At 73.9% G+C, this 20,587-nt stretch carries 20 protein-coding genes; 11 read left to right on the top strand and 9 right to left on the bottom strand.

What is annotated here, in order from left to right:
• Positions 1-83: 83 nt before the first annotated feature.
• A complete protein-coding gene (locus AB5J54_RS12270; RefSeq protein ID WP_369143959.1) occupies positions 84-509 on the bottom strand; it encodes a MarR family winged helix-turn-helix transcriptional regulator in 426 nt (141 codons plus the stop codon).
• 29 nt (positions 510-538) lie between these two features.
• Positions 539-1,423 (bottom strand): NmrA/HSCARG family protein, encoded by an 885-nt coding sequence (locus AB5J54_RS12265; RefSeq protein WP_369143958.1) that lies wholly within the window; start codon positions 1,421-1,423, stop codon positions 539-541.
• Between the two features lie 168 nt (positions 1,424-1,591).
• On the opposite strand from AB5J54_RS12265, the gene AB5J54_RS12260 reads away from it, so the two are divergent.
• From AB5J54_RS12260 to AB5J54_RS12250, 3 genes are all read left to right on the top strand, one after another.
• Positions 1,592-3,763: an acyl-CoA dehydrogenase gene (locus AB5J54_RS12260; protein WP_369143957.1), complete on the top strand. Its 2,172-nt coding sequence runs from the start codon at positions 1,592-1,594 to the stop codon at positions 3,761-3,763.
• Positions 3,764-3,776: 13 nt separating this feature from the next.
• A complete protein-coding gene (locus AB5J54_RS12255) occupies positions 3,777-4,994 on the top strand; it encodes a lipid-transfer protein (protein WP_369143956.1) in 1,218 nt (405 codons plus the stop codon).
• Between the two features lie 81 nt (positions 4,995-5,075).
• Positions 5,076-6,518, top strand: coding sequence for an MFS transporter (locus AB5J54_RS12250; protein WP_369143955.1), 1,443 nt, complete (start codon positions 5,076-5,078; stop codon positions 6,516-6,518).
• Here the strand turns inward: AB5J54_RS12250 and AB5J54_RS12245 are convergent.
• From AB5J54_RS12245 to AB5J54_RS12230, 4 genes are read right to left on the bottom strand one after another with little or no spacing between them, the layout of a single operon-like run.
• Positions 6,515-7,120 (bottom strand): response regulator, encoded by a 606-nt coding sequence (locus AB5J54_RS12245; RefSeq protein WP_369143954.1) that lies wholly within the window; start codon positions 7,118-7,120, stop codon positions 6,515-6,517. The genes AB5J54_RS12250 and AB5J54_RS12245 overlap by 4 nt on opposite strands.
• Positions 7,117-8,325, bottom strand: coding sequence for a sensor histidine kinase (locus AB5J54_RS12240; protein WP_369143953.1), 1,209 nt, complete (start codon positions 8,323-8,325; stop codon positions 7,117-7,119). Before AB5J54_RS12240 ends, AB5J54_RS12245 begins: the two co-directional genes overlap by 4 nt.
• A gap of 19 nt (positions 8,326-8,344) precedes the next feature.
• The gene (locus tag AB5J54_RS12235; protein WP_369149301.1) at positions 8,345-9,064 is read right to left on the bottom strand and encodes an ABC transporter permease; all 720 of its coding nucleotides are present in this window, start codon (positions 9,062-9,064) and stop codon (positions 8,345-8,347) included.
• Entirely contained in the window at positions 9,064-9,987 is a 924-nt protein-coding gene (locus tag AB5J54_RS12230; RefSeq protein WP_369143952.1) for an ABC transporter ATP-binding protein, read from the bottom strand. The genes AB5J54_RS12235 and AB5J54_RS12230 overlap by 1 nt, the downstream gene beginning before the upstream one ends.
• A 273-nt stretch (positions 9,988-10,260) precedes the next feature.
• Between AB5J54_RS12230 and AB5J54_RS12225 the strand changes: the two genes are divergently transcribed.
• From AB5J54_RS12225 to AB5J54_RS12215, 3 genes are read left to right on the top strand one after another with little or no spacing between them, the layout of a single operon-like run.
• Positions 10,261-11,115, top strand: a complete 855-nt coding sequence (locus tag AB5J54_RS12225; RefSeq protein ID WP_369143951.1) for a MaoC/PaaZ C-terminal domain-containing protein — start codon at positions 10,261-10,263, stop codon at positions 11,113-11,115.
• A gap of 24 nt (positions 11,116-11,139) precedes the next feature.
• Entirely contained in the window at positions 11,140-12,216 is a 1,077-nt protein-coding gene (locus tag AB5J54_RS12220) for a Zn-dependent alcohol dehydrogenase (RefSeq protein ID WP_369143950.1), read from the top strand.
• A 10-nt stretch (positions 12,217-12,226) separates the two neighbouring features.
• Positions 12,227-13,168 carry a 3-oxoacyl-ACP reductase gene (locus AB5J54_RS12215; RefSeq protein ID WP_369143949.1) on the top strand — a complete coding sequence of 314 codons (942 nt, stop codon included), beginning with the start codon at positions 12,227-12,229 and terminating at the stop codon, positions 13,166-13,168.
• Positions 13,169-13,236: 68 nt separating this feature from the next.
• On the opposite strand, the gene AB5J54_RS12210 is transcribed toward AB5J54_RS12215, so the two are convergent.
• Both AB5J54_RS12210 and AB5J54_RS12205 read right to left on the bottom strand, forming a co-directional pair.
• On the bottom strand, positions 13,237-13,371 hold the full coding sequence (locus AB5J54_RS12210; RefSeq protein WP_369143948.1) for a hypothetical protein: 135 nt from the start codon (positions 13,369-13,371) through the stop codon (positions 13,237-13,239).
• A 47-nt stretch (positions 13,372-13,418) separates the two neighbouring features.
• On the bottom strand, positions 13,419-14,555 hold the full coding sequence (locus AB5J54_RS12205) for a hypothetical protein (protein WP_369143947.1): 1,137 nt from the start codon (positions 14,553-14,555) through the stop codon (positions 13,419-13,421).
• A gap of 240 nt (positions 14,556-14,795) precedes the next feature.
• Between AB5J54_RS12205 and AB5J54_RS12200 the strand changes: the two genes are divergently transcribed.
• From AB5J54_RS12200 to AB5J54_RS12180, 5 genes are all read left to right on the top strand, one after another.
• Positions 14,796-15,833 carry an ABC transporter substrate-binding protein gene (locus tag AB5J54_RS12200; RefSeq protein WP_369143946.1) on the top strand — a complete coding sequence of 346 codons (1,038 nt, stop codon included), beginning with the start codon at positions 14,796-14,798 and terminating at the stop codon, positions 15,831-15,833.
• Positions 15,834-15,899: 66 nt separating this feature from the next.
• Positions 15,900-16,718 (top strand): Nif3-like dinuclear metal center hexameric protein, encoded by an 819-nt coding sequence (locus tag AB5J54_RS12195; RefSeq protein WP_351185993.1) that lies wholly within the window; start codon positions 15,900-15,902, stop codon positions 16,716-16,718.
• Positions 16,715-17,458, top strand: coding sequence for a zinc ribbon domain-containing protein (locus tag AB5J54_RS12190; protein ID WP_369149299.1), 744 nt, complete (start codon positions 16,715-16,717; stop codon positions 17,456-17,458). Before AB5J54_RS12195 ends, AB5J54_RS12190 begins: the two co-directional genes overlap by 4 nt.
• A complete protein-coding gene (locus tag AB5J54_RS12185) occupies positions 17,458-19,053 on the top strand; it encodes a bifunctional RNase H/acid phosphatase (protein ID WP_369143945.1) in 1,596 nt (531 codons plus the stop codon). The genes AB5J54_RS12190 and AB5J54_RS12185 overlap by 1 nt, the downstream gene beginning before the upstream one ends.
• A gap of 49 nt (positions 19,054-19,102) precedes the next feature.
• Positions 19,103-19,909 carry a GNAT family N-acetyltransferase gene (locus AB5J54_RS12180; RefSeq protein WP_369143944.1) on the top strand — a complete coding sequence of 269 codons (807 nt, stop codon included), beginning with the start codon at positions 19,103-19,105 and terminating at the stop codon, positions 19,907-19,909.
• Here the strand turns inward: AB5J54_RS12180 and eda are convergent.
• Entirely contained in the window at positions 19,899-20,543 is a 645-nt protein-coding gene (gene eda, locus AB5J54_RS12175; RefSeq protein WP_369143943.1) for a bifunctional 4-hydroxy-2-oxoglutarate aldolase/2-dehydro-3-deoxy-phosphogluconate aldolase, read from the bottom strand. The genes AB5J54_RS12180 and eda overlap by 11 nt on opposite strands.
• Positions 20,544-20,587 lie beyond the last annotated feature (44 nt).

Below are 20,587 nucleotides of genomic sequence, written 5' to 3'. Positions count from 1 at the left end.
TCCTCCAGGTCTCCGGAGATCGTGACAGCCGCCACTGACAACGCCCCTTTCTGAGCCTCCCGATCGTCCGCGCACCGCGCCGGTCATGGCCGGCCGGGTCCGTCGAGGTTCTGGATCATGCGCTCCAGGACGCGGATGACGGTCCCGTACTCCTCTGGGGTGATGCCGTCGACGGAGCGGGTCCGGAACGCCGTCACGTGCTCCGCCACCTCGGCCAGGCGGGTGGCGCCGTCCGGGGTGAGGGCGAGCTGTCCGGCGGCCGGGCGGGTCGTCCAGCCTCCGGTGAGGGTGGTCTCGATGGCGGCGGTCAGGGTGGGGGCGTCGGCGTTGACCGAGAGGATCTTCAGGACCTCGGCGTCGGTGATTCCGCCTTCCTTCTTGACCATGTTCAGGACCTGCCAGGCGACTCGTGTGAGGCCGAACTCCCCGAGCGTGCCGTCCAAGGCGCGCGTGAGGGCTTTGTCGGTGCGGTTCAGCAGGAAGCCGATGGGCGTGGGTTTGTGCTGCATGCGGGACTCCCCGGTGGTGACGGATGCGGTCAGTGGTGGGACGGCGTGCGCTCCGGCGCCAGTATCGACGTCCAGTCCTGCGCCCGCGCCCAGTCGTCGAAACCGTGCCAGCCGACCTCGGGGAACTCGCGGCGCAGCCCGGCGACGTCCACGTCGAGACCGGTCGTGGTGAAGTACGAGAACATCGCGGCCAGGTCCGTGGACCGGGTGCGCACATGGGCGAGCGGGACCTCCTGGTAGGAGACCGGGCGGCCCATGGCGGCGGCGAGGGCGCCGGTCATCTCGCCGGGGGTGCGCTCGTCGGAGGCGATGTCGATGCGCCGGCCGGTGAAGTCCTCGCGGCGCCCGAGGGCGAGCGCGGCGAACGCGCCGATGTCCCGCGAGGAGATGAGTGCGAGCGGGCGGTCGGCCGGCATCGGCCAGGCGAAGGTCCCCTCGCGCAGTCCGTCGGCGGTCCAGCCGCCGGTGTAGTTGTCCATGAACGCGGCGGGGCCGATCACCGTCCAGGGCGTGCCGGAGGCGCGGAGGTGGTGCTCGACCGCCCGCTTGCTCTCGTAGTGCGGGATGCCGGTGTCGCGGTCGGCGTGGGCGACGGAGGTGAGGACGACATGGCCGAGGCGGGCGCTCGCCGCCGCGTCGACGAGGGCCCTGCCCTGCCGGATCTCGGTCTCGGCACCGGCCTCGAAGGCGGTGACGGCGAAGAGGGAGTCGGCGCCCGCGAGGGCGGCGTCGAGCGAGGAGCGGTCGTCGAAGTCCGCGTACCGCACCTGGGCGCCGAGGGCGCGCAGGGTCTCGGCGGCCGGCGAGTCGGGGCGGCGGGTGAGGGCGCGGACCCGGTGGCCCGCGGCGAGCAGGCTGCGGGCGGTGGCTCCGCCCTGGGCTCCGGTGGCTCCGGTGACGGCGACGGTGAGCATGGTTCCCCCTGGGTGGTCACCGGCATGGGCTACCGGCGTGGGTTGCTGTGCAGTGCATTCTCTGCGTTATGCAGATGACCCTACCCCGCGTTCTCTGCGTCATGCAGGTTTTCTCGAATCGAGTTTCTGACCTTCCGTCAGAATGGAACGTGTTCTAGTCTGCGGCCCATGGGCATCGCCATCACGCACGAACAGCGGGAGCTCGCCCGATCCGTCCGGGGCTGGCTCACCCGCGCCGTACCCCCCGAGGAAGTCCGCAAGCACCTGGACGTCCCCGACACCGCCACCGGCCGCCCCGCCTACTGGGACGCCGCCGCCGAACAGGGACTCCTCGGACTCCATCTCCCCGAGGAGCACGACGGCGGGGGCGGCGACCTCGGAGACCTCGCCGTCGTCGTGGAGGAAGCGGCAAGGGCCCTGCTGCCCGGGCCCTACCTGCCCTCCGTCCTCGCCGCCGAACTCCTCCACCGGTGCGGGCACCACGAAACGGCCGGCACGCTCGCGCGTGGGGAGCGGATCGGAGCCGTCGCCCTCGGCGGCACCGGCACCCTCACCGCCGTCCGCACCGCGAGCGGCTACCTCCTCGACGGCACCGCGCCCCCCGTCCTCGGCGGCGCCCAGGCCGACCTCGTGCTCCTCCGCGCCGCCACGGCCGACGGCTCCGTCTGGCTCGCCGCCGACACCGAGACCCTCATGGTCCGGCCCCACGAGAGCGCCGACCCCACCCGGCCCACCGCCGAGATCACCGCCCGCGGCACCCACGTGCCCGCCGCGCACGCCCTCGATCTCGACACCCCCCTCGTCCACGACCTCGCCGCCGTCCTCTTCGCCGCCGACGCCTGTGGCACCGCCGCCCGCGCCGTCGAGACCGCCGCCGAACATGCTCGCACCCGCGAACAGTTCGGCCGCCCCATCGGACGGTTCCAGGGCGTCAAACACCTCTGCGCCGACATGCTCGTGCGGCTCGAACAGGCCCGCGCCCTCACCTGGGACGCCGCCCGCGCCGCCCAGGACAGCCAGGAGGGAGTCCGCTCCCTCACCGCCGCGCTCGCCGCGGCCACCGCCCTCGACACCGCCTACACCTGCGCCAAGGACTGCATCCAGATCCTCGGCGGCACCGGCTTCACCTGGGAGCACGACGCCCACCTGCTGCTCCGCCGCGCGCTCGTCGCCCGCCAGCTCCTCGGCACCGGCGACCACCACCGGCTCGCCGCCCTGCGGCACGCCGCGGCCGGCGTCCGGCGGGGCCTCCGCCTCGACCTGCCGCCCGAGGCCGACACGTACCGCCGCGAGGCCCGCGAGGCCATCGCCCCCGCCGCCGGGCTCGACCCGGCCGCCGCCCGCCGCGCCCTCGCCCCCACCGGCTACGCGGCCCCGCACCTCCCGGAGCCGTACGGACTCGGCGCCGGCCCCCTCCAGCAGCTCGCCGTCCAACGGGAGCTGGACGAGGCCGGGATCACCGTCGCCGGACTCGGCATCGCCACCTGGGTCGTCCCCTCGCTCCTCGCCCACGGCACCCCCGGGCAGCAGGCCGAACACCTCGGCCCGACCCTGCGCGGCGAGCGCCTCTGGTGCCAGCTCTTCTCCGAGCCCGAAGCCGGCTCCGACCTCGCCTCCCTCCGTACCCGCGCCGAACGCACCGAGGACGGGCGCTGGCGGATCAACGGGCAGAAGGTGTGGACGAGCGCCGCCCAGTGGGCCCACCACGGCATCCTGCTCGCCCGTACCGACCCCACCGCGCCCAAGCACCAGGGGCTCACCTACTTCCTCGTCGACATGAAGAACACCCCCGGCATCGACATCCGGCCGCTCAAGGAGATCACCGGGGACTCCCTCTTCAGCGAGGTCTGGTTCGACGACGCCCTCCTCCCCGCCGACGCCGTCGTCGGCGAGGTGAACGACGGCTGGCGCGTCGCCCGCAACACCCTCGGCAACGAACGCGTCCACATGGCCGACCAGGTCGCCTTCGACACCGGCCTCGAAGCCGTCATCGACCGGGCGGACCGGGTCGACAGCTCCGTACGCGTACGGATCGGGGCGCTGCTCGCCGAGGCGCACGCGCTCGCGTGCATCGGACTGCGCACCACCCTGCTCCAGGTGTCCGGTCTCGAACCCGGCGCGGGCGCCAGCGTCCGCAAACTCGTCCAGACCCTCCACCAGCAGAAACTCGCCGAACTCACCCTCGAACTCCACGGCCCCGAGGGCGCCGTGCGCGAGGGCCCCGGCGAACGGGCCGTCCACGGCCTGCTCATGTCCCGCTGCCTCACCATCGCGGGCGGCACCACACAGGTACAGCTCAACGTGGTCGCCGAGCGTCTGCTCGGCCTCCCCAAGGACTGAGGGGGAACTCAGAATGGGCAAGGCGTACGTCGTCGGCGTCGGGATGACGAAGTTCGAGAAGCCGGAGACCCGCGACTGGCAGTACTGGGACATGGCGAAGGAGGCCGGCACGGCCGCCCTCGCCGACGCCGGCGTCCCCTACGCGCGCGTGGAGCAGGCCGCCGTCGGCTACTGCTTCCAGGCCTCCACCGCGGGACAGCGCGCCGTGTACGAGCTCGGGCTCACCGGCATCCCCGTCTACAACCTCAACAACAACTGCGCGACCGGCTCCACCGCCCTGATGACCGCCCGGCAGTTCGTCGAGGGCGGCATCGCCGACTGCGTCCTCGCCCTCGGCTTCGAGAAGATGGCCCGGGGCGCGCTCGGCGGGGGATCGGGGGCCGGTGCCCGCGGCGGAGCCGCTGATGTCGGGGGCAAGACCTCACCCGTCGCCCGGCACTACGGCATCATGGCCGCCGCCCACGGCTTCGAGATGTCCCCGCCCACCGCCCAGATCTTCGGCAACGCCGCCCGGGAACACATGGAGCGGTACGGGACGACCGAGGTGCAGCTCGCGGCCGTCGGCGCCAAGAACCACCAGCACTCGGCGAACAACCCGAACGCCCAGTTCCAGGACGTCTACACGGTCGACGAGATCCTCGCCGCGAAGACCGTCCACCGGCCGCTCACCAAGCTCCAGTGCTCGCCCACCTCCGACGGCGCGGCCGCCGCCGTCGTCGTCTCCGAACGCTTCGTCGACGAACACGGGCTGCGGGACCGGGCCGTGGAGATCGCCGGCCAGGCGATGACCACCGACACCGAGGAGTCCTTCGCCTCCGGCTCCTGCATCGACGCCGTCGGCCGCCCCATGTCCCGGGCCGCCGCCCGCCTCGCGTACGAGCGCTCCGGTCTCGGCATCGAGGACGTCGACGTCGTCGAACTCCACGACTGCTTCTCCATCAACGAGCTGCTGACGTACGAGGCGCTCGGCATGTGCGAGGAGGGCGCCTCCGGCAAGCTCGTCGAGTCCGGCGCCACCACCTACGGCGGGCGCTGGGTCGTGAACCCCTCCGGCGGCCTCATCTCCAAGGGCCACCCGCTCGGCGCGACCGGCCTCGCCCAGGCCGCCGAACTGGTCTGGCAGCTCCGGGGCGAGGCGGGCGCCCGGCAGGTCGCGGGGGCGCGGGTCGGGCTCGCCCACAACATCGGCCTGGGCGGCGCCGCGGTGGTGACGCTGCTGCGGAAGGCGTAGGTCCGCGGGGCGACTTCGCACGACGGCCGGAGGACCTACGGCGTATGTACGGGGCTGAACCGGTCTGCGACCATGACATCCATGCCGCAGACCGACTCCGCCACCACGACCACGCCCTCCGCGCCCTCACCCTCGTCCCGCGCCTGGACGGTCGTCCTGACCGCCTGCGCGGGGCAGTTCCTCGTCGTCCTCGACGTCTCCGTCGTGAACGTGGCACTGCCGTCGATGCGGTCCGACCTCGGGCTCTCGGCGGCCGGCCTGCAGTGGGTGATCAGCGCGTACGCGATCGCCTTCGCCGGCTTCATGCTGCTCGGCGGGCGGGCCGCCGACCTCTACGGGCGCAAGGCGATGTTCCTGCTCGGCCTCGGGCTCTTCACCGTCGCCTCGGTCGCGGGCGGCCTCGCCCAGGAGGGCTGGCAGCTCGTCGCGGGCCGCGCGGTCCAGGGCCTCGGCGCGGCCGTCCTCTCGCCGGCCACGCTGACCCTGGTCACCGGCGCCGTCGCGGCCGGACCCGCCAGGACCCGGGCCATCGCCACCTGGACGGCGGTCGGCGCGGCCGGCGGCGCGGCGGGCGGCTTCGTCGGCGGGCTCCTCGTCGACCTGCTGTCCTGGCGGTGGGTCCTCCTCGTCAACGTCCCCATCGGCGTCCTGGTCCTGGCGTGCGCCCTGCTCTGGCTCCGCGAGAGCCGCACCGGCACCGGCCGCCGCCTCGACCTGCCGGGCGCCGTCCTCGTCACCGCGGGCCTCGCCACCCTCGCGTACGGCATCGTCCAGACCGAGGAGGCCGGCTGGACCGCCCCGGCGACCCTCCTGACGCTCCTCGGCGGCCTGGTGCTCCTGGCCGTGTTCGTGACCGTGGAGGCCCGCACGGCGGCTCCGCTGATGCCGCTGAAGCTGTTCCGTACGCGGGCGGTGTCGGCGGCCAACGTGGGGATCCTGCTGAGCGGTTCGAGCTCCTTCGGCATGTGGTTCTTCATGACGACGTACGCGCAGACCGTCCTCGGCTACAGCCCGCTCCAGGCCGGTCTCGCACTCGTCCCCAGCTCCCTCAGCGTCATCCTGGGCTCGAAGCTGGCCCCGCGCCTCATGCCGACCGTCGGCGCCCGCAACCTCGCCGCGATCGGCGCGCTCATCGGGGCCACCGGCTTCGCCTGGCAGTCCACGATGACCGCCGACGGCAGCTTCCTGACGACGATCCTCGGCCCGGGGATCCTGATGATGGCCGGCATCGGCCTGGCCACCACCCCGCTGGCCACCCTCGCCACCTCCAGCGCGGCCCCCGGCGACGCGGGCCTCGTCTCCGGCCTCGTCAACACCTCCCGCACCATGGGCGGCGCCCTCGGCCTCGCGACCCTCACCACGCTCGCGACGGCCGTCGGCGGGGCGTCCCCGAGCCCCGCCGCCCTCACCTCCGGCTACGCGGCGTCCTTCCGCGTCTCGGCGGCCATCCTCGTCGGCGCGGCCCTCCTGATGCTGGTCTGGCTCCCGAAGGGCCCACCGGCAAGGACCGCCGCCAAGGCCTAGAGCCACCCCTGCTGACGCGCCGCCCGGACCGCCTCCATCCTGTTCCGGGTGCCCGTCTTGCCGATCGCGGAGGACAGGTAGTTCCGTACGGTGGACTCCGAGAGGTGCAGGGACGCGGCGATGTCCGCGATCGTCGCGCCGTCCACCGAGGCCGCCAGGGCGTCCCGCTCACGCCCCGTCAGGGGGTTCGGTCCCGCGCTCAGGGCTGCCGCCGCGAGCGCCGGGTCGATGACCGTCTCGCCCCGCAGCACCTGCCGGACCGCCTCGGCCAGGTCCTCCACGGGACCGTCCTTCACGAGGAAGCCCGCCGCCCCCGCCTCCATCGCCCGCCGCAGATACCCCGGCCGGCCGAAGGTCGTCAGGATCAGCACCCGGCACTCCGGCACCTCGTCCCGCAGGGCGGCCGCCGCGTCGAGGCCCGAGCGGCCCGGCAGTTCGATGTCGAGCAGGGCCACGTCCGGGCGCGCGAGGAGCGCGGCGTCGACGATCTCGTCGCCCCGCCCGACCTGCGCCACCACCTCGATGTCGTGCTCCATCCCGAGCAGCAGGGCCAGCGCCCCGCGCATCATGCCCTGGTCCTCGGCGAGCAGCAGTCTGATCATCCCGTGGGCTCCCCCCGGTGCTGTACGGAGGTCTCCACGGGGAGTTCCGCGGTGACCCGGAACCCGCCCCGCGGAGCGGGTCCCGAGTCAAGGGTGCCGCCTGCCGCGGCGAGCCGCTCGCGCAGACCCCGCAGGCCGCTGCCCGTGCCGCCCGGCTCCGTGGGGCCGCGGCCGTCGTCGGTGACCGTGAGGCGGACCCGTTCGGCGGTGCCGGAGAGGGTGATCTCGCAGTGGGCGGCGCCGCTGTGGCGGATCGCGTTGGTCGCGGACTCGCGGACCACCCAGCTCAGCAGGGCTTCCGTGGCGGGTTCGAGGAGCGGTCCCGAGCGGCGTACGACGGGTTCGATGCCGGCGGTGGAGAGCGCGTCGCGCGCCCGGTCGAGCTCGGTGGCGAGGCTGCCCTCGCGGTAGCCGGTGACCGCCTCGCGGATCTCGGTCAGCGCCTGGCGGCCGACGGACTCGATGTCCGCGACCTGTCCGAGGGCCGCGTCCAGGTCGCGCGGGGCGAGCCGCCGCACGAGCTCCGACTTCACGACGATCACCGACAGCGTGTGGCCGAGCAGGTCGTGCAGGTCCCGGGAGAACCGCAGGCGTTCCTTCTCCACCGCCGAACGGGCCAGCTCCTCGCGGGTCTCGCGCAGCTCCCGGACCGTCTCGTCCAGGGCGAGGATCGCCGCCGTCACCATGACGGAGATGAACGTCCCGTACACGACGCCGAAGGAGTCCCAGCCGTCGCGCCAGAAGGTCACCACCCCGACCGCCGCGACCAGCGGGAAGACGATGAACCGCAGCCGCTCCTTGCCCCGCACCACCGCCCCGACCGCGAGGCCCAGGAGCGGGAAGAGGAGCAGCCATTCGCGGCCGTAGCCGATGGCGAGGGCGAAGGTCAGCGCCCCGAGGGCGAGGAGGAGGCCCCAGGTGGCGGGCGACTCGCGGCGGCGCCGGTCGAAGGCGCGGAAGACGATCGCGATGTAGAGGGTGTTGAAGGCGAGCAGGCCGAGCCCGCCGAGCCAGGGGTTGGGGGCCTCGCCGCCGAGGAGGTGGGAGAGCGCGCCCAGGCCCATGAGCAGCCAGGGCAGGAGGCTCAGTCCGCTCGGCCCGCGTTCCCCGCGTTCCCCGCGGGCCGGGCGGGCCCGGCCGCGCGTCCGCTCCTTCGCGGCTCCGGTCCACACTTCCCAGACGTCCTTCATCCCCGTGCCCTTCATGTCCCCGGTTCCTGCTCGTTCACGTGGTCCGTGCCGAACGACGGTACGAGGTCGCCGCGTACGCCCCGAACAGTGCCGCCCAGACCACGATGACCGTGAGTGCCGCCGCGCCCGGGGCGTGTCCGTTCGTGACCGAGACGCCGATCTCGGCGAAGCGGTTGGTCGGGGTGTACTCGGAGAGGGAGCGCAGCCAGCCGGGGAAGAGGCTCACCGGGAACCACAGGCCGCCGAGGACCGCGAGTCCCAGGTTGCAGGCGATGTTCGCGACGCCCGTCGTCTGCGCGGTGAGGCGGTAGCCGTTGCCGAGGCCGAGGAGCGTGAAGGGGAGCGAGCCGAGCCAGAGGGTGAGCGTGACCACGGCCCACTGCCAGGCCGCGAGGTGGACGTCGTTGAACAGGCCGCCGGCGAGGAGGACGCCGAGGATCGACGGGAGCACCACCACGGAGCCGGTCAGGGCGCGGCCGGTGACGACCTGGCGCGGGGACATCGGGGTGATCCGCAGCTGCCGCAGCCAGCCGGACCCCTTGTCCTCGGCGACGCCGGTGCCGATCGACAGGGCGGCGCCGAGCGCGCCGTACGCCGCCATGCCGACCATGGAGGCGGCCTTCCACTCCGGTTCGTTCTGGCCGCCGAGGTTGGTGAAGAGGAGGTACATCATCACCGGGACGGCGATGGTGCCGATGGCGAAGCCGGTGTCGCGCAGGGTCCGGCGGACTTCGAGGCGTACGTACTCGGTGATCATCGGGTCGTCTCCAGGGCGGGGGCCTGCTCGGCCGGGGCGTGCGCGGTGAGGGTGAGGAAGGCGTCGTTGAGGGACACGGGGGCGACTTCGAGGCCCCGGATCGCGTTCCGGTCGGCGAGCGCGCGGACGGTCGCGTCGGAGTCGGCGGTGTGCAGCCGGGCGCGGTCGCCGCGGATCTCGACGGCGGTCACTCCGGGGAGCAGGGTCAGACCCTCGCTGGGGCCGCCGGCCAGGTCGAAGGAGACGAGGCTGCCGCCGGCCGCGCGCTTGAGCTGCTCGCTGGTGCCGTCGGCGAGGACGCGGCCGGAGTCGATGACGACGATCCGGTCGGCGCTGGCGTCGGCCTCCTCCAGGTAGTGGGTGGAGAAGAGGACCGTGTTGCCGCGCCGGGCGTAGCCCCGCATCGACTCCCAGAAGACCTCGCGGGCCTCGACGTCGAGGGCGGCGGTGGGCTCGTCGAGGACGATCAGCTCGGGGTTGCCGACGAGGGCGACGGCGAAGCGGACGCGCTGGACCTGGCCGCCGGAGAGCCGGTCGACGCGGCGGTCGGCGAGGTCGGTGAGGTCGGCGAGCGCGAGGGCCTCGGCGACCGGCATGGGTCGGGGGTAGGTGCGGGCGACGAAGGAGACGAGCTCGCGGACGGTGACCCGGGGGACCGGGCGGCCGTCCTGGAGCATCGCGCCGACCCGGCCGGCGGCGACGGCCCGGGCCGGGGTGCCGTCGAAGAGCCGCACCTCGCCGCCGTCGGGCTCGTCGAGGCCGAGGAGGAGGCCGATGGTGGTGGACTTGCCCGCGCCGTTGCGGCCGAGCAGGGCGACGGTCTCGCCGCGCCGGATGGTGAGGTCGATGCCGTCCACGGCGCGGACCGGACCGAAGGACCGGGTGACTCCGGTGAAGGCGACCGCTGTCTCGTTCTTCATGTCCCTGACGCTACGGAGCGGGGCCGGGGGTCCGGCAGGCGTGAATGTACGGACCCGGCCGTGACAAATGTCCTGGGGACCCTGGAAGGCACTCGTCTGACGTACCGTCAGGAGGGGTTCACAACCCCCCGCCCCTCCGCTATACATGGGTCACCGAACTGGAACGCGTTCTAGATCCGGCGCGTACGGGACGGTCCCCGCACGGCCTCGGTGCGGTCGACGGTGCGGACGGCCGCGCCGAGGTCTCCACCCGCCACAAGGAGCAGCAGCCCGATGCCCATCGACCCCGCAAAGGCCGTCGCCGCGGAACCCCGCAGCGCCGAGATCTCCTGGGACCACAAGGACGTCCAGCTCTACCACCTGGGCCTCGGGGCGGGCGTCCCCGCGACCGACCCCGACGAGCTCCGCTACACCCTGGAGTCCCGGCTCCACGTCCTGCCCAGCTTCGCCACCGTCGCGGGCGCCGGCATGGGGGTCGTCGGCGGGCTCTCCGCCCCCGGCATCGACATCGACCTCGCCGCCGTCCTGCACGGCGGCCAGTCGATCACCCTCCACCGCCCCCTGCCCACCGGCGGCCGCGCCGTCTCCACCTCCCGCGTCGCCGCCGTGTACGACAAGGGCAAGGCCGCCGTCCTCGTGCTGCGCTCCGAGGCCGCCGACGAGGACGGCCCGCTCTGGACCAGCGACGCCTCGATCTTCGTACGGGGCGAGGGCGGCTGGGGCGGCGACCGCGGACCCTCCGAGCGCCTCCCGGTCCCGGACCGCGCACCCGACGCCACCGTCGAGCGGCCGATCCGCGAGGAACAGGCCCTGCTCTACCGGCTCTCCGGCGACTGGAACCCGCTCCACGCCGACCCCGAGTTCGCCAAGCTCGCCGGCTTCGACCGGCCGATCCTGCACGGCCTCTGCTCGTACGGCATGACCCTCAAGGCGGTGGTGGACACGGTGCTCGGCGGGGACGTCACCCGGGTCCGCTCGTACCGCACCCGCTTCGCCGGGATCGTCTTCCCCGGCGAGACCCTGCGCATCCGGATGTGGGCCGGGGACGGCCGCGTCCAGGTGGCGGTGACGGCCGTGGAGCGCGACGACGCCCCGGTCCTCGCCGACACCCTCGTCGAACACTCGTAGATCCGTTCCGGAGGGAGCCGCACCATGCGCGCAGCCGTACTGCACGAGATCGGCCAGGACAAACTCGAAGTCCTCGACGACGTCGAGGCGGTGGGCTTCGGCCCGGGCAAGGTGCGGATCCGGGTGAGGGCCACCGGCCTGTGCCACTCCGACGTCTCCGCGATGAGCGGGGTCCTCCCGCAGCCCGCCCCCTTCATCCCGGGCCACGAGGGCGCCGGCGAGATCCTCGACGTCGGCGACGGCGTCACCGGCCTCAGCCAGGGGCAGCGGGTCCTGCTCTGCTGGCTGCCCGCCTGCGGCAGCTGTCCGGCCTGCCGGCGCGGCCAGACCCAGCTGTGCCTGGCCGGCTTCATGAACGCCGGCGTCCCCAACTTCAAGCGCCCCGGCGGTGACGTCTTCGGCTTCGCCGGCACCGGCACCTTCACCGAGGAGGTCGTCGTCGACGCGGGCTGCGCCGTCCCCATCCCCGACGACGTGCCCTTCGACATCGCCGCCCTCATCGGCTGCGGCGTCACCACCGGACTCGGCGCCGCGATCAACACGGCCAAGGTGGAGGCCGGTTCGTCGGTCGCCGTCATCGGCTGCGGAGGCGTCGGCATCTCCGCGATCCAGGGCGCCAAGCTCCAGGGCGCCGCCCAGATCGTCGCCGTCGACCCCGTCGAGTCCCGCCGCGAGGCCGCCCTGAAGTTCGGCGCCACCGAGGCGGTCGCCCCGGACGCGCTCGCCGACGCCAAGCAGCGGATCACCGGCGGCGAGGGCTTCGACTACGTCTTCGAGGTGGTCGGCAAGTCCGCCACCGCGCGCACCGCGTACGAGACGACCCGCCGCGGCGGCACCCTCTGCGTGGTCGGCGCGGGCGCCCTCGACGACTTCCTCCAGCTCAACATGTTCGAGCTGTTCTTCGACGAGAAGCGGATCCTGCCCTCGATGTACGGCGGCGGGGACGTGCTCCGTTCGTACGAGCGGGCCATCGCGCTCTGGCGGGCCGGCCGCATCGACCTGGAGTCGCTCATCACCCACCGGGTGCCGCTGGCGGGCATCAACGAGGCCCTGGAGCAGATGCGGACCGGCGCGGCCCTCCGTACCTGCATCGAGATCTGAGGAGACCCTGATGGCACTGCCTCTTGAGGGGCTGAGCGCGATCGTCACCGGCGCCGGGCGCGGCCTCGGCCGCGCCGAGGCCCTGGAACTGGCCCGGCTCGGCGCCGCCGTCGTCGTCAACGACTACGGGCAGCCCGGCCGCGACGGCTCGGGCGCGGCCTCCGCCGCCCCCGCCGAGGAGGTCGCGGAGGAGATCCGCGCGGCGGGCGGCCGGGCGGTCGCGCACCTCGGAGACGTCTCCGACTTCGAGACGGCGCGGGGCCTGGTCGACCTGGCGGTGGCCGAGTTCGGGAAGCTGGACGTCCTGGTCAACAACGCGGGCATCCTGCGGGACCGGATGGTCTTCTCGATGAGCGAGGACGAGTGGGACTCGGTCGTACGGGTCCACCTCAAGGGCCACTTCAACACCACCCACTTCGCGGCGGTGCACTGGCGGGGCCGCGCCAAGGCGGGCGAGACCGGCGTCTACGGCCGCATCGTCAACACCTCGTCCGAGGCCTTCCTCGCGGGCTCGGCCGGACAGCCCAACTACGCGGCGGCCAAGGGCGGCATCGTGGGCCTGACCACCTCGTCGGCGCTCGCGCTCGCCCGGTACGGCGTGACGGCCAACGCGATCTGCCCACGGGCCAGGACGCGGATGACGGAGGACGTCTTCGCCGGCTTCGGGGAACCGGGGGAGGGGGAGCTCGACCCGCTGTCCCCGGACCACGTGGCGCCGCTCGTCGGCTATCTGGCCTCCCCGGCGGCGGCCGGGGTCAACGGGCAGCTGCTCGTCGTGCACGGCGGGATGGTGGCGGTCCTGGACCGGCCGAAGGTGTCCGCCAAGTTCGACACGGCCAAGGAGGCGTTCACGTACGAGGAGCTGGACTCCCTCCTGACCCCGCACTACGCGTCCCGCCCGGCGGGCGAGACGTTCGCGGCGACGGAGGTGCTGGGTCTGAAGAAGGGCTGACGTCCGGGGGGACGGTGGGGAAGGAGCAGGGCCCCGGGGGAGACCCCGGGGCCCTGCTCGTTCCTCGTCTACTGCGCGTGGGCGTCGGCCTCGCGGCGGTGCCGGCCGTGCGGCGAGGACGTGGAGTCCTCCGCCGGCGAGGCCTGACCGCGGTGCTTCCCGGAGCCGTGCGACTCCGAACCCTGCGTGCTTGCTTCGGACATGCTGGAACTCACCCCGTGTGTCTTGCTCTTGCTGTGCGGCCGTGAGTCTAGCCAGCCGGTTTCCGGTCCGTCAGGGGAGCCTGCTGCAAAGGCACCGGACGGCACACCCGGGGCTCCTCGACGACCACCATCGGCTCGGGATCCGGCTCCGGCGGCAGCTCCAGGGCGGCGAGGCCGCACGGCACCTCGGCCGTCGCGTACGGCAGCCGCAGCAGGCCCTCGGCCGTCCACAGGCCCGCCCCCGCCAGCCAGCCCTGGGGTACGGCCAGTTGGGCCATCCGGCGGGACGAGGGCTGCCAGGTGCCCACCCAGCTGCCGCCGGCCGCGTCGATCCGCAGGGCCACCGCGCAGCTCTCCGGCATCAGGACCTGCCCCGGCTGCACCGCGAACGGCGTCACCGCCGCGTCGTCGAGCCGCAGGCACTCGGGGAACCGCACGGGCAGCAGGCTGCCGAGCACGCCCCAGCCGAGCCGGTCGTGCCCCGGGGACGGCGCGTCGGAGCGGATCAGGAGCAGCCCGCTGTCCGGGTCCGCGAGCAGCAGCCGGTCGTCGCTGCCCTCGGTGATCTGGAGCAGCGGCGTCACCTCCCCGCCCCGCTCCAGGTCCACGGCCACCGCCTTCACCGGACCGTCGTCGAGCCGCCGGTCGAGTGCGAGCATCCGGCCCGTGCGGTCGAGCCACACCCCGCCCGTGCAGCGGCCCCTGACCTCCGCCACCTGCTCCGGGCCGAAGGCCCCGCCCGCCACCAGCCACAGGGTGGTCGTGTCGGGGCCGACGCACATCGCGTACGCGCAGATGCCGTCGGGCGAGGGCGGGAGCAGCACCAGCCGCTCGGAGCCGGGCGCCTCCACCGCGCCGAGCCGGAGCTCGCCGGTGGCCGGGCCGGTGGGGTAGAGCAGCGAGAAGGTATTCCGCCGGCCGTCCACGCGGCGGGCGACGAGGACCCGGCCGTCGGCGAGGGGCAGCAGTTGGGTGCCCGCCTCCTCCGGCTGGTCGAGGGGGAGCGGGACGGCGTACGGCTCGGGGCCGTCGAGCGTCCACCGCTCCACGTACAGGGCGTCGCCGGCGCCCGCGAGCCTGGCCGCGTACGCGCCGTTGGCCGTGATCGTGAACCCCGCCGGCCAGGCCGCGCCGGGGTCGCGGTCGTCGCCCTCGGCCGTGGTCTCGATGGCACACACTGTCATCGACTCGTCACCTCCGGCCACGAAGCTAGTTTTCGCACTTCCAGCCGAACAACACGAGTGGGGTCACTTCACACATAAGGGTGGCCCTGCGGCGGTTCGGCTGAGGGGGCGGGGGCGGTTGTGCTGGAGTGGCCCGTGGTGAGTAAGGTAAGGCGAACCTAAGCGGAAGTTCCGCCTCCGGCCGATCGTGCCCGCATCCGTGCAAGTCCCCGCCAGGACGACCCGTACAGGAGCCTTCTCATGTCCCTCCGCCGCCGCGGCACCGCCGCCGTCGTCGCCCTCGCCGCCGCGCTCTCGCTCGCGGCCTGCGGAGGGGGCGACGGGTCCGCCGACCCCGCCAAGAAGGAGGACACGGGCAAGAAGAAGGACGTCGCCACCGGCGGCAAGGACTTCGGCGACGCCGCCGCCAAGACCGCGGCCATGGGCACCGACGCGAAGCCGGGCCAGTTCCCGCGCACCCTCACCCACGCCCTCGGCAGGACGGAACTCACGACCGCGCCCAAGCGGGTCGTCGTCCTCGACGTCGGCGAGCTCGACAACGTCGTCTCCCTCGGCGTCAAGCCCGTCGGCTACGCCCCCTCCGAGGGCGACGACGGCATCCCCGGCTACCTCGCGAAGGATGCCGGCACCCCGAAGTCCGTCGGCACCATCAACAACCTCAACCTGGAGGCCATCGCCAACCTCCAGCCCGACCTCATCCTCGGCAGCCAGCTCCGCGCCGCCGACAAGTACGACGAGCTGTCGAAGATCGCGCCGACCGTGTTCTCCATCCGCCCGGGCTTCACCTGGAAGGAGAACTACCTCCTCAACGCCGCCGCGCTCGACAGGACCGCCGAGGCGAAGGCGAAGCTCGCCGCGTACGAGACCAAGGCGAAGAAGCTCGGTGAGGACATCGGCACGGACAAGCCGACGATCTCGATGGTCCGCTACCTCCCCGGCAAGATCCGCCTCTACGCCAAGGCCTCCTTCATCGGCACCATCCTGGAGGACGCCGGCCTGCCCCGGCCCGAGAACCAGCAGATCGACGAGCTGGCGGCCGAGATCAGCCCCGAGAAGATCGACGAGGCCGACGCCGACTGGATCTTCACCGGCGTCTACGGCGACGCCAAGGCCACCAAGAAGGACACCGCCCAGGCCAACCCGCTCTGGAAGAACCTCAAGGCCGTCAAGGCCGGCCAGGCCAAGGACGTCCCGGACGAGACCTGGTACCTCGGCCTCGGCGTCACGGCCGCGAACAGCGTCCTCGACGACCTGCGCGCCGACCTCGTGAAGAAGTAGCCCCGGCTCCCGGAGTTGTCCACAGGCCAGAACAGCGGGGCGCGAGGAGCCAGGTAGCCTTTCCTCGTGCCCCGTCTGTCTGAAGTCATCGCCGAGCTCGACGCCCTCTGGCCTCCGGAGCGAGCCGAGTCGTGGGACGCCGTCGGCACCGTCTGCGGCGACCCCGACGCCGAGGTCACCCGTGTCCTCTTCGCCGTCGACCCCGTCCAGGAGATCGCCGACGAGGCGATCGCCCTCGGCGCCGACCTGATCGTCACCCACCACCCGCTCTATCTGCGCGGTACGACGACGGTCGCCGCCGGCCACTTCAAGGGCCGCGTCGTGCACACCCTCATCAAGAACGACATCGCCCTCCACGTGGCGCACACCAACGCCGACACCGCCGACCCCGGCGTCTCCGACGCCCTCGCCGGAGCGCTCGACCTCCGCGTCACCGGCCCCCTCGTCCCCGAGAACAACCTCGGCCGGATCTGCGAGCTCGACCACCCCGAGACCCTCGCCGAGTTCGCCGCCCGCGCCGCCAAGCGGCTGCCCGCCACCGCGCAGGGCATCCGCGTCGCCGGCGACCCCGGCATGACCGTCCGCCGCGTCGCCGTCAGCGGCGGCTCCGGCGACAGCCTCTTCGGCGCCGTCCGCGCCGCCGGCGTCGACGCCTTCCTCACCGCCGACCTGCGCCACCACCCGGTCTCCGAAGCGACGCAGCAGTCGCCGCTCGGCCTGGTCGACGCCGCCCACTGGGCCACCGAATGGCCCTGGTGCGAGCAGGCCGCCGCACAGCTCGACGAGATTTCCGACCGCCACGGCTGGGACCTCCGCGTCCACGTCTCGAAGACGGTCACCGACCCCTGGTCCTCCCACCACACCTCCCCTGGAGCCCCCAACTGAACGCCGCGCCCGCCGACCAGATCCGCCTCCTCGACGTCCAGGCCCTGGACGTCCGCCTCCAGCAGCTCGCGCACAAGCGCAAGTCGCTGCCCGAGCACGCCGAGATCGAGGCGCTGACCAAGGACCTCACCCAGCTGCGCGACCTGCTCGTCGCCGCGCAGACCGAGGAGAGCGACTGCGGCCGCGAGCAGACCAAGGCCGAGCAGGACGTCGACCAGGTCCGCCAGCGCGCCGCGCGCGACCAGCAGCGGCTCGACTCCGGCGCCGTCTCCTCCCCGAAGGACCTGGAGAACCTCCAGCGCGAGATCGTCTCCCTCGCCAAGCGCCAGGGCGACCTGGAGGAGATCGTCCTCGAGGTCATGGAGCGCCGCGAGTCCGTCCAGGAGCGCCTCGCCGAGCTGACCGAGCGGGTCGCCGCCGTGCAGACCAAGGTGGACGACGCCACCGCCCGCCGCGACGCCGCGCAGGCCGAGCTGGACAGCGAGTCCGCGACCGTCGCCAAGGAGCGCGAGCTCGTCGCCGGCGCCATCCCCGAGGACCTGCTCAAGCTGTACGACCGCCTGCGCGAGAAGCAGGGCGGCGTCGGCGCGGCCCGGCTCCACCAGCGGCGGTGCGAGGGCTGCCGCCTTGAGCTCGACATCACCGAGGTGAACGAGATCCGCGCCGCCGCGCCCGACAAGGTCGTCCGCTGCGAGAACTGCAGCCGCATCCTCGTCCGCACCTCGGAGTCCGGCCTGTAATGCGCGAACTCGTGGTCGAGGCGGACGGCGGCTCCCGGGGCAACCCGGGGCCCGCCGGCTACGGCGCGGTCGTCCTCGACCCGGCGACGGGGGAGACCCTCGCGGAGGCCGCCGAGTACATCGGTGTGGCCACGAACAACGTCGCCGAGTACAAGGGCCTGGTGGCGGGCCTGAAGGCGGCCCGGGAGCTGTTCCCGGACGCCACCGTCCACGTCCGGATGGACTCCAAGCTGGTCGTCGAGCAGATGTCCGGCCGCTGGAAGATCAAGCACCCGGACATGAAGCCGCTCGCGGCCGAGGCGGGGCGGATCTTCCCGCCCGGCCAGGTCCGCTACGAGTGGATCCCGCGCGAGCGGAACAAGCACGCGGACCGGCTCGCGAACGAGGCGATGGACGCGGGCAAGCGGGGCCGCCAGTGGGAGCCGTCCGCCTCCACGGCGGGCCTGGACGCCGCGGCCGCCCGCAATGCCGCGACCCCGCCCCCGGCGGGCCCGCCCGGTGACGCGACGGCGGGCGCGGCGCGGGCACGAGCGGCGCTGGCCGCTTCCGGATCGCCGGCCTCCGCGGGCGGTACGAGTACGGGTACGGCCGGGGGCGTCGTCGGTACGGGCTCCGGCGCCTGGCCGGGCGCCGTGACGCGCCCGACGGCCCCGGACGCGCGACCCGGTGCCGGACCGGACGACGGCCTGTTCGCCGCAGCGGACACCGGTCCGGACGACGGCCTGTTCGCCGTACCGGACACCGGACCGGACGACGGCCTGTTCGCCGCCGAGGAGGCCGTCGCGGCCTCGGTGGCCTCCGGGGACTTCGAGGCCGAGGCGGGCGCCCTGGCCCCGACGGGCCACGTGGCGCGCCTTCAGGCTCCGGCCGCTCCCGCCGCGCCCGCCGATGCCCCCGCTCCTGCGGCAGTGCGCACCGGGTCCGCGCCCGCGCAAGCCGCCCCCCGCCAGGGCTGGGCCGGCCCCGACATGGGGGCGCCCGCGACCTTCGTGCTGCTGCGGCACGGCGAGACCGCGCTCACGCCCGAGAAGCGGTTCTCCGGGAGCGGCGGGAGCGACCCCGAGCTGTCGGCCGTCGGGCTGCGCCAGGCCGAGGCCGTCGCCGAGGCGCTGGCCGCGCGCGGCACCATCCAGGAGATCGTCAGCTCGCCGCTCACCCGCTGCCGCCAGACCGCCGGTGCCGTCGCCGCCCGCCTCGGCCTCGACGTACGGATCGAGCAGGGCCTGCGCGAGACCGACTTCGGCGCCTGGGAGGGGCTGACGTTCGGCGAGGTCCGCGAGCGGTACCCGGCGGACCTCGACGCCTGGCTGGCCTCCCCGAAGGCCGCGCCGACCGGCGGGGGCGAGAGCTTCGCGACCGTCGCCCGGCGCGTCGCCGCGACCCGGGACCGGCTGACCGCCGCGTACGCGGGCCGGACGGTCCTTCTCGTCACCCACGTCACGCCGATCAAGACGCTCGTCCGGCTCGCCCTCGGCGCCCCGCCGGAGTCGCTGTTCCGGATGGAGCTGTCGGCCGCCTCCATCTCGGCCGTCGCCTACTACGCCGACGGGAACGCGTCCGTACGGCTCCTCAACGACACCTCGCACCTCAGATAGTTCGCAAACCGGTGGCGGCGGAGCCCGCCCCCGTACCACCATCACCCGCATGACGTGGTCCTTCACCGACAGCGCCGCCACCTTCCGAGCCGTCGCCGCAGCGCATCTCGCCGCCGATCCCGCCCGTAACACCGCCGTGCTCACGCTCATGGACACGGCCGGGCGGCTCGGCTGGTGGGAGGAGGCGGACGGCCGGGTCACCGGTGTGCTGGCCGTGGCACCGCCGGGCGTGCCCTCGTTCGGGGCCATGACCGAGGAGGCGGCCCGCGCGCTCGCCCCCGAGGTACTTCCCGGGGCCGAGGAGCCGACGGAGGTGCGCGGCGAGACCGCCGCCGTCGAGGCGTACGCGGAGGCCACCGGCCGCCCCTGGACGCCCACCGTCCGCATGCGGCTCTTCCGGCTCGGCGAGCTGACCCCGCCGGACCCGGCCCCGGCGGGCCGCGCCCGGCTCGCGGCCGCGGCCGACGTCCCGCTCGTCGCCGCCTGGACGCGGGAGTTCGCGGTGGCCATCGGGGACGAGCCCGCCGAGGACTACACCGGCTTCGTCACCGAGCGGATCACCGAAGGACGGCTGTGGCTCTGGGAAGCGCCCGACGGCCGCCCGGTCTCGATGGCCGCCGTCTCCCGCACGATCGAGGGCCAGGCGCGCGTCCACCTCGTCCACACCCCGCCCGCCGAGCGCGGCCGGGGGTACGCCACCGGTGCCACCGAGGCGGTCAGCCGCGCCGCGCTCGACGCCGGCGTCGCGCAGGTCCTGCTCTTCACGGACCTGGCCAACCCCACCAGCAACGCCCTCTACCGGCGCCTCGGCTACCGTCCCGTCACCGACCACCTCGGCGTGACGTTCACCGGCTGACCGGGACCCCCAGGTCCGCCGCCCCGCGCGCGAGGGACTCGACCCGCGCCCAGTCGCGGGCCGCGAGGGCGTCGGGCGGCAGCATCCACGTACCGCCGACGCAGCCGACGTTCGGGAGGGCGAGGTAGGCGGGGGCGGAGGCCGGGGAGATGCCGCCCGTGGGGCAGAAGCGGGCCCGGGGCAGCGGGCCCGCGAGGGACGTCAGATACGGGATGCCGCCCGCCGCCTCGGCCGGGAAGAACTTCATGTCCGACACCCCGCGTTCGAGGAGGGCCACGACCTCCGAGGCCGTCGAGACCCCCGGCAGGAACGGCACCCCCGAGTCCCGCATCGCGCCGAGCAGCCCCTCGGTCCACCCCGGACTCACCAGGAACCGCGCGCCCGCGCCGACCGCGTCCGCGACCCCGGCCGGCGAGACCACCGTGCCCGCGCCGACGACCGCCTCCGGCACCTCGGCCGCGATCGCGCGGACGGCGTCGAGCGCGGCCGGGGTGCGCAGGGTGACCTCGATCAGCGGCAGCCCGCCGGCCACCAGGGCCCGCGCCAGGGGCACGGCGTCGGCGGCGTCCTCGATCACGACGACGGGGACCACGGGGCATCCGGGGGCAAGGTCGAACACGCTCGTCGAGGACATGGCGTCATCCTGCCCAGGCCGAGCGCCACCCGCAACGAGCGTTG

The sequence above is a fragment of the Streptomyces sp. R44 genome (assembly GCF_041053105.1).
GTDB lineage: Bacteria > Actinomycetota > Actinomycetes > Streptomycetales > Streptomycetaceae > Streptomyces.
Note: the sequence above shows the minus strand (reverse complement) of the source record. Positions and strands in the feature narration are given on the sequence as shown.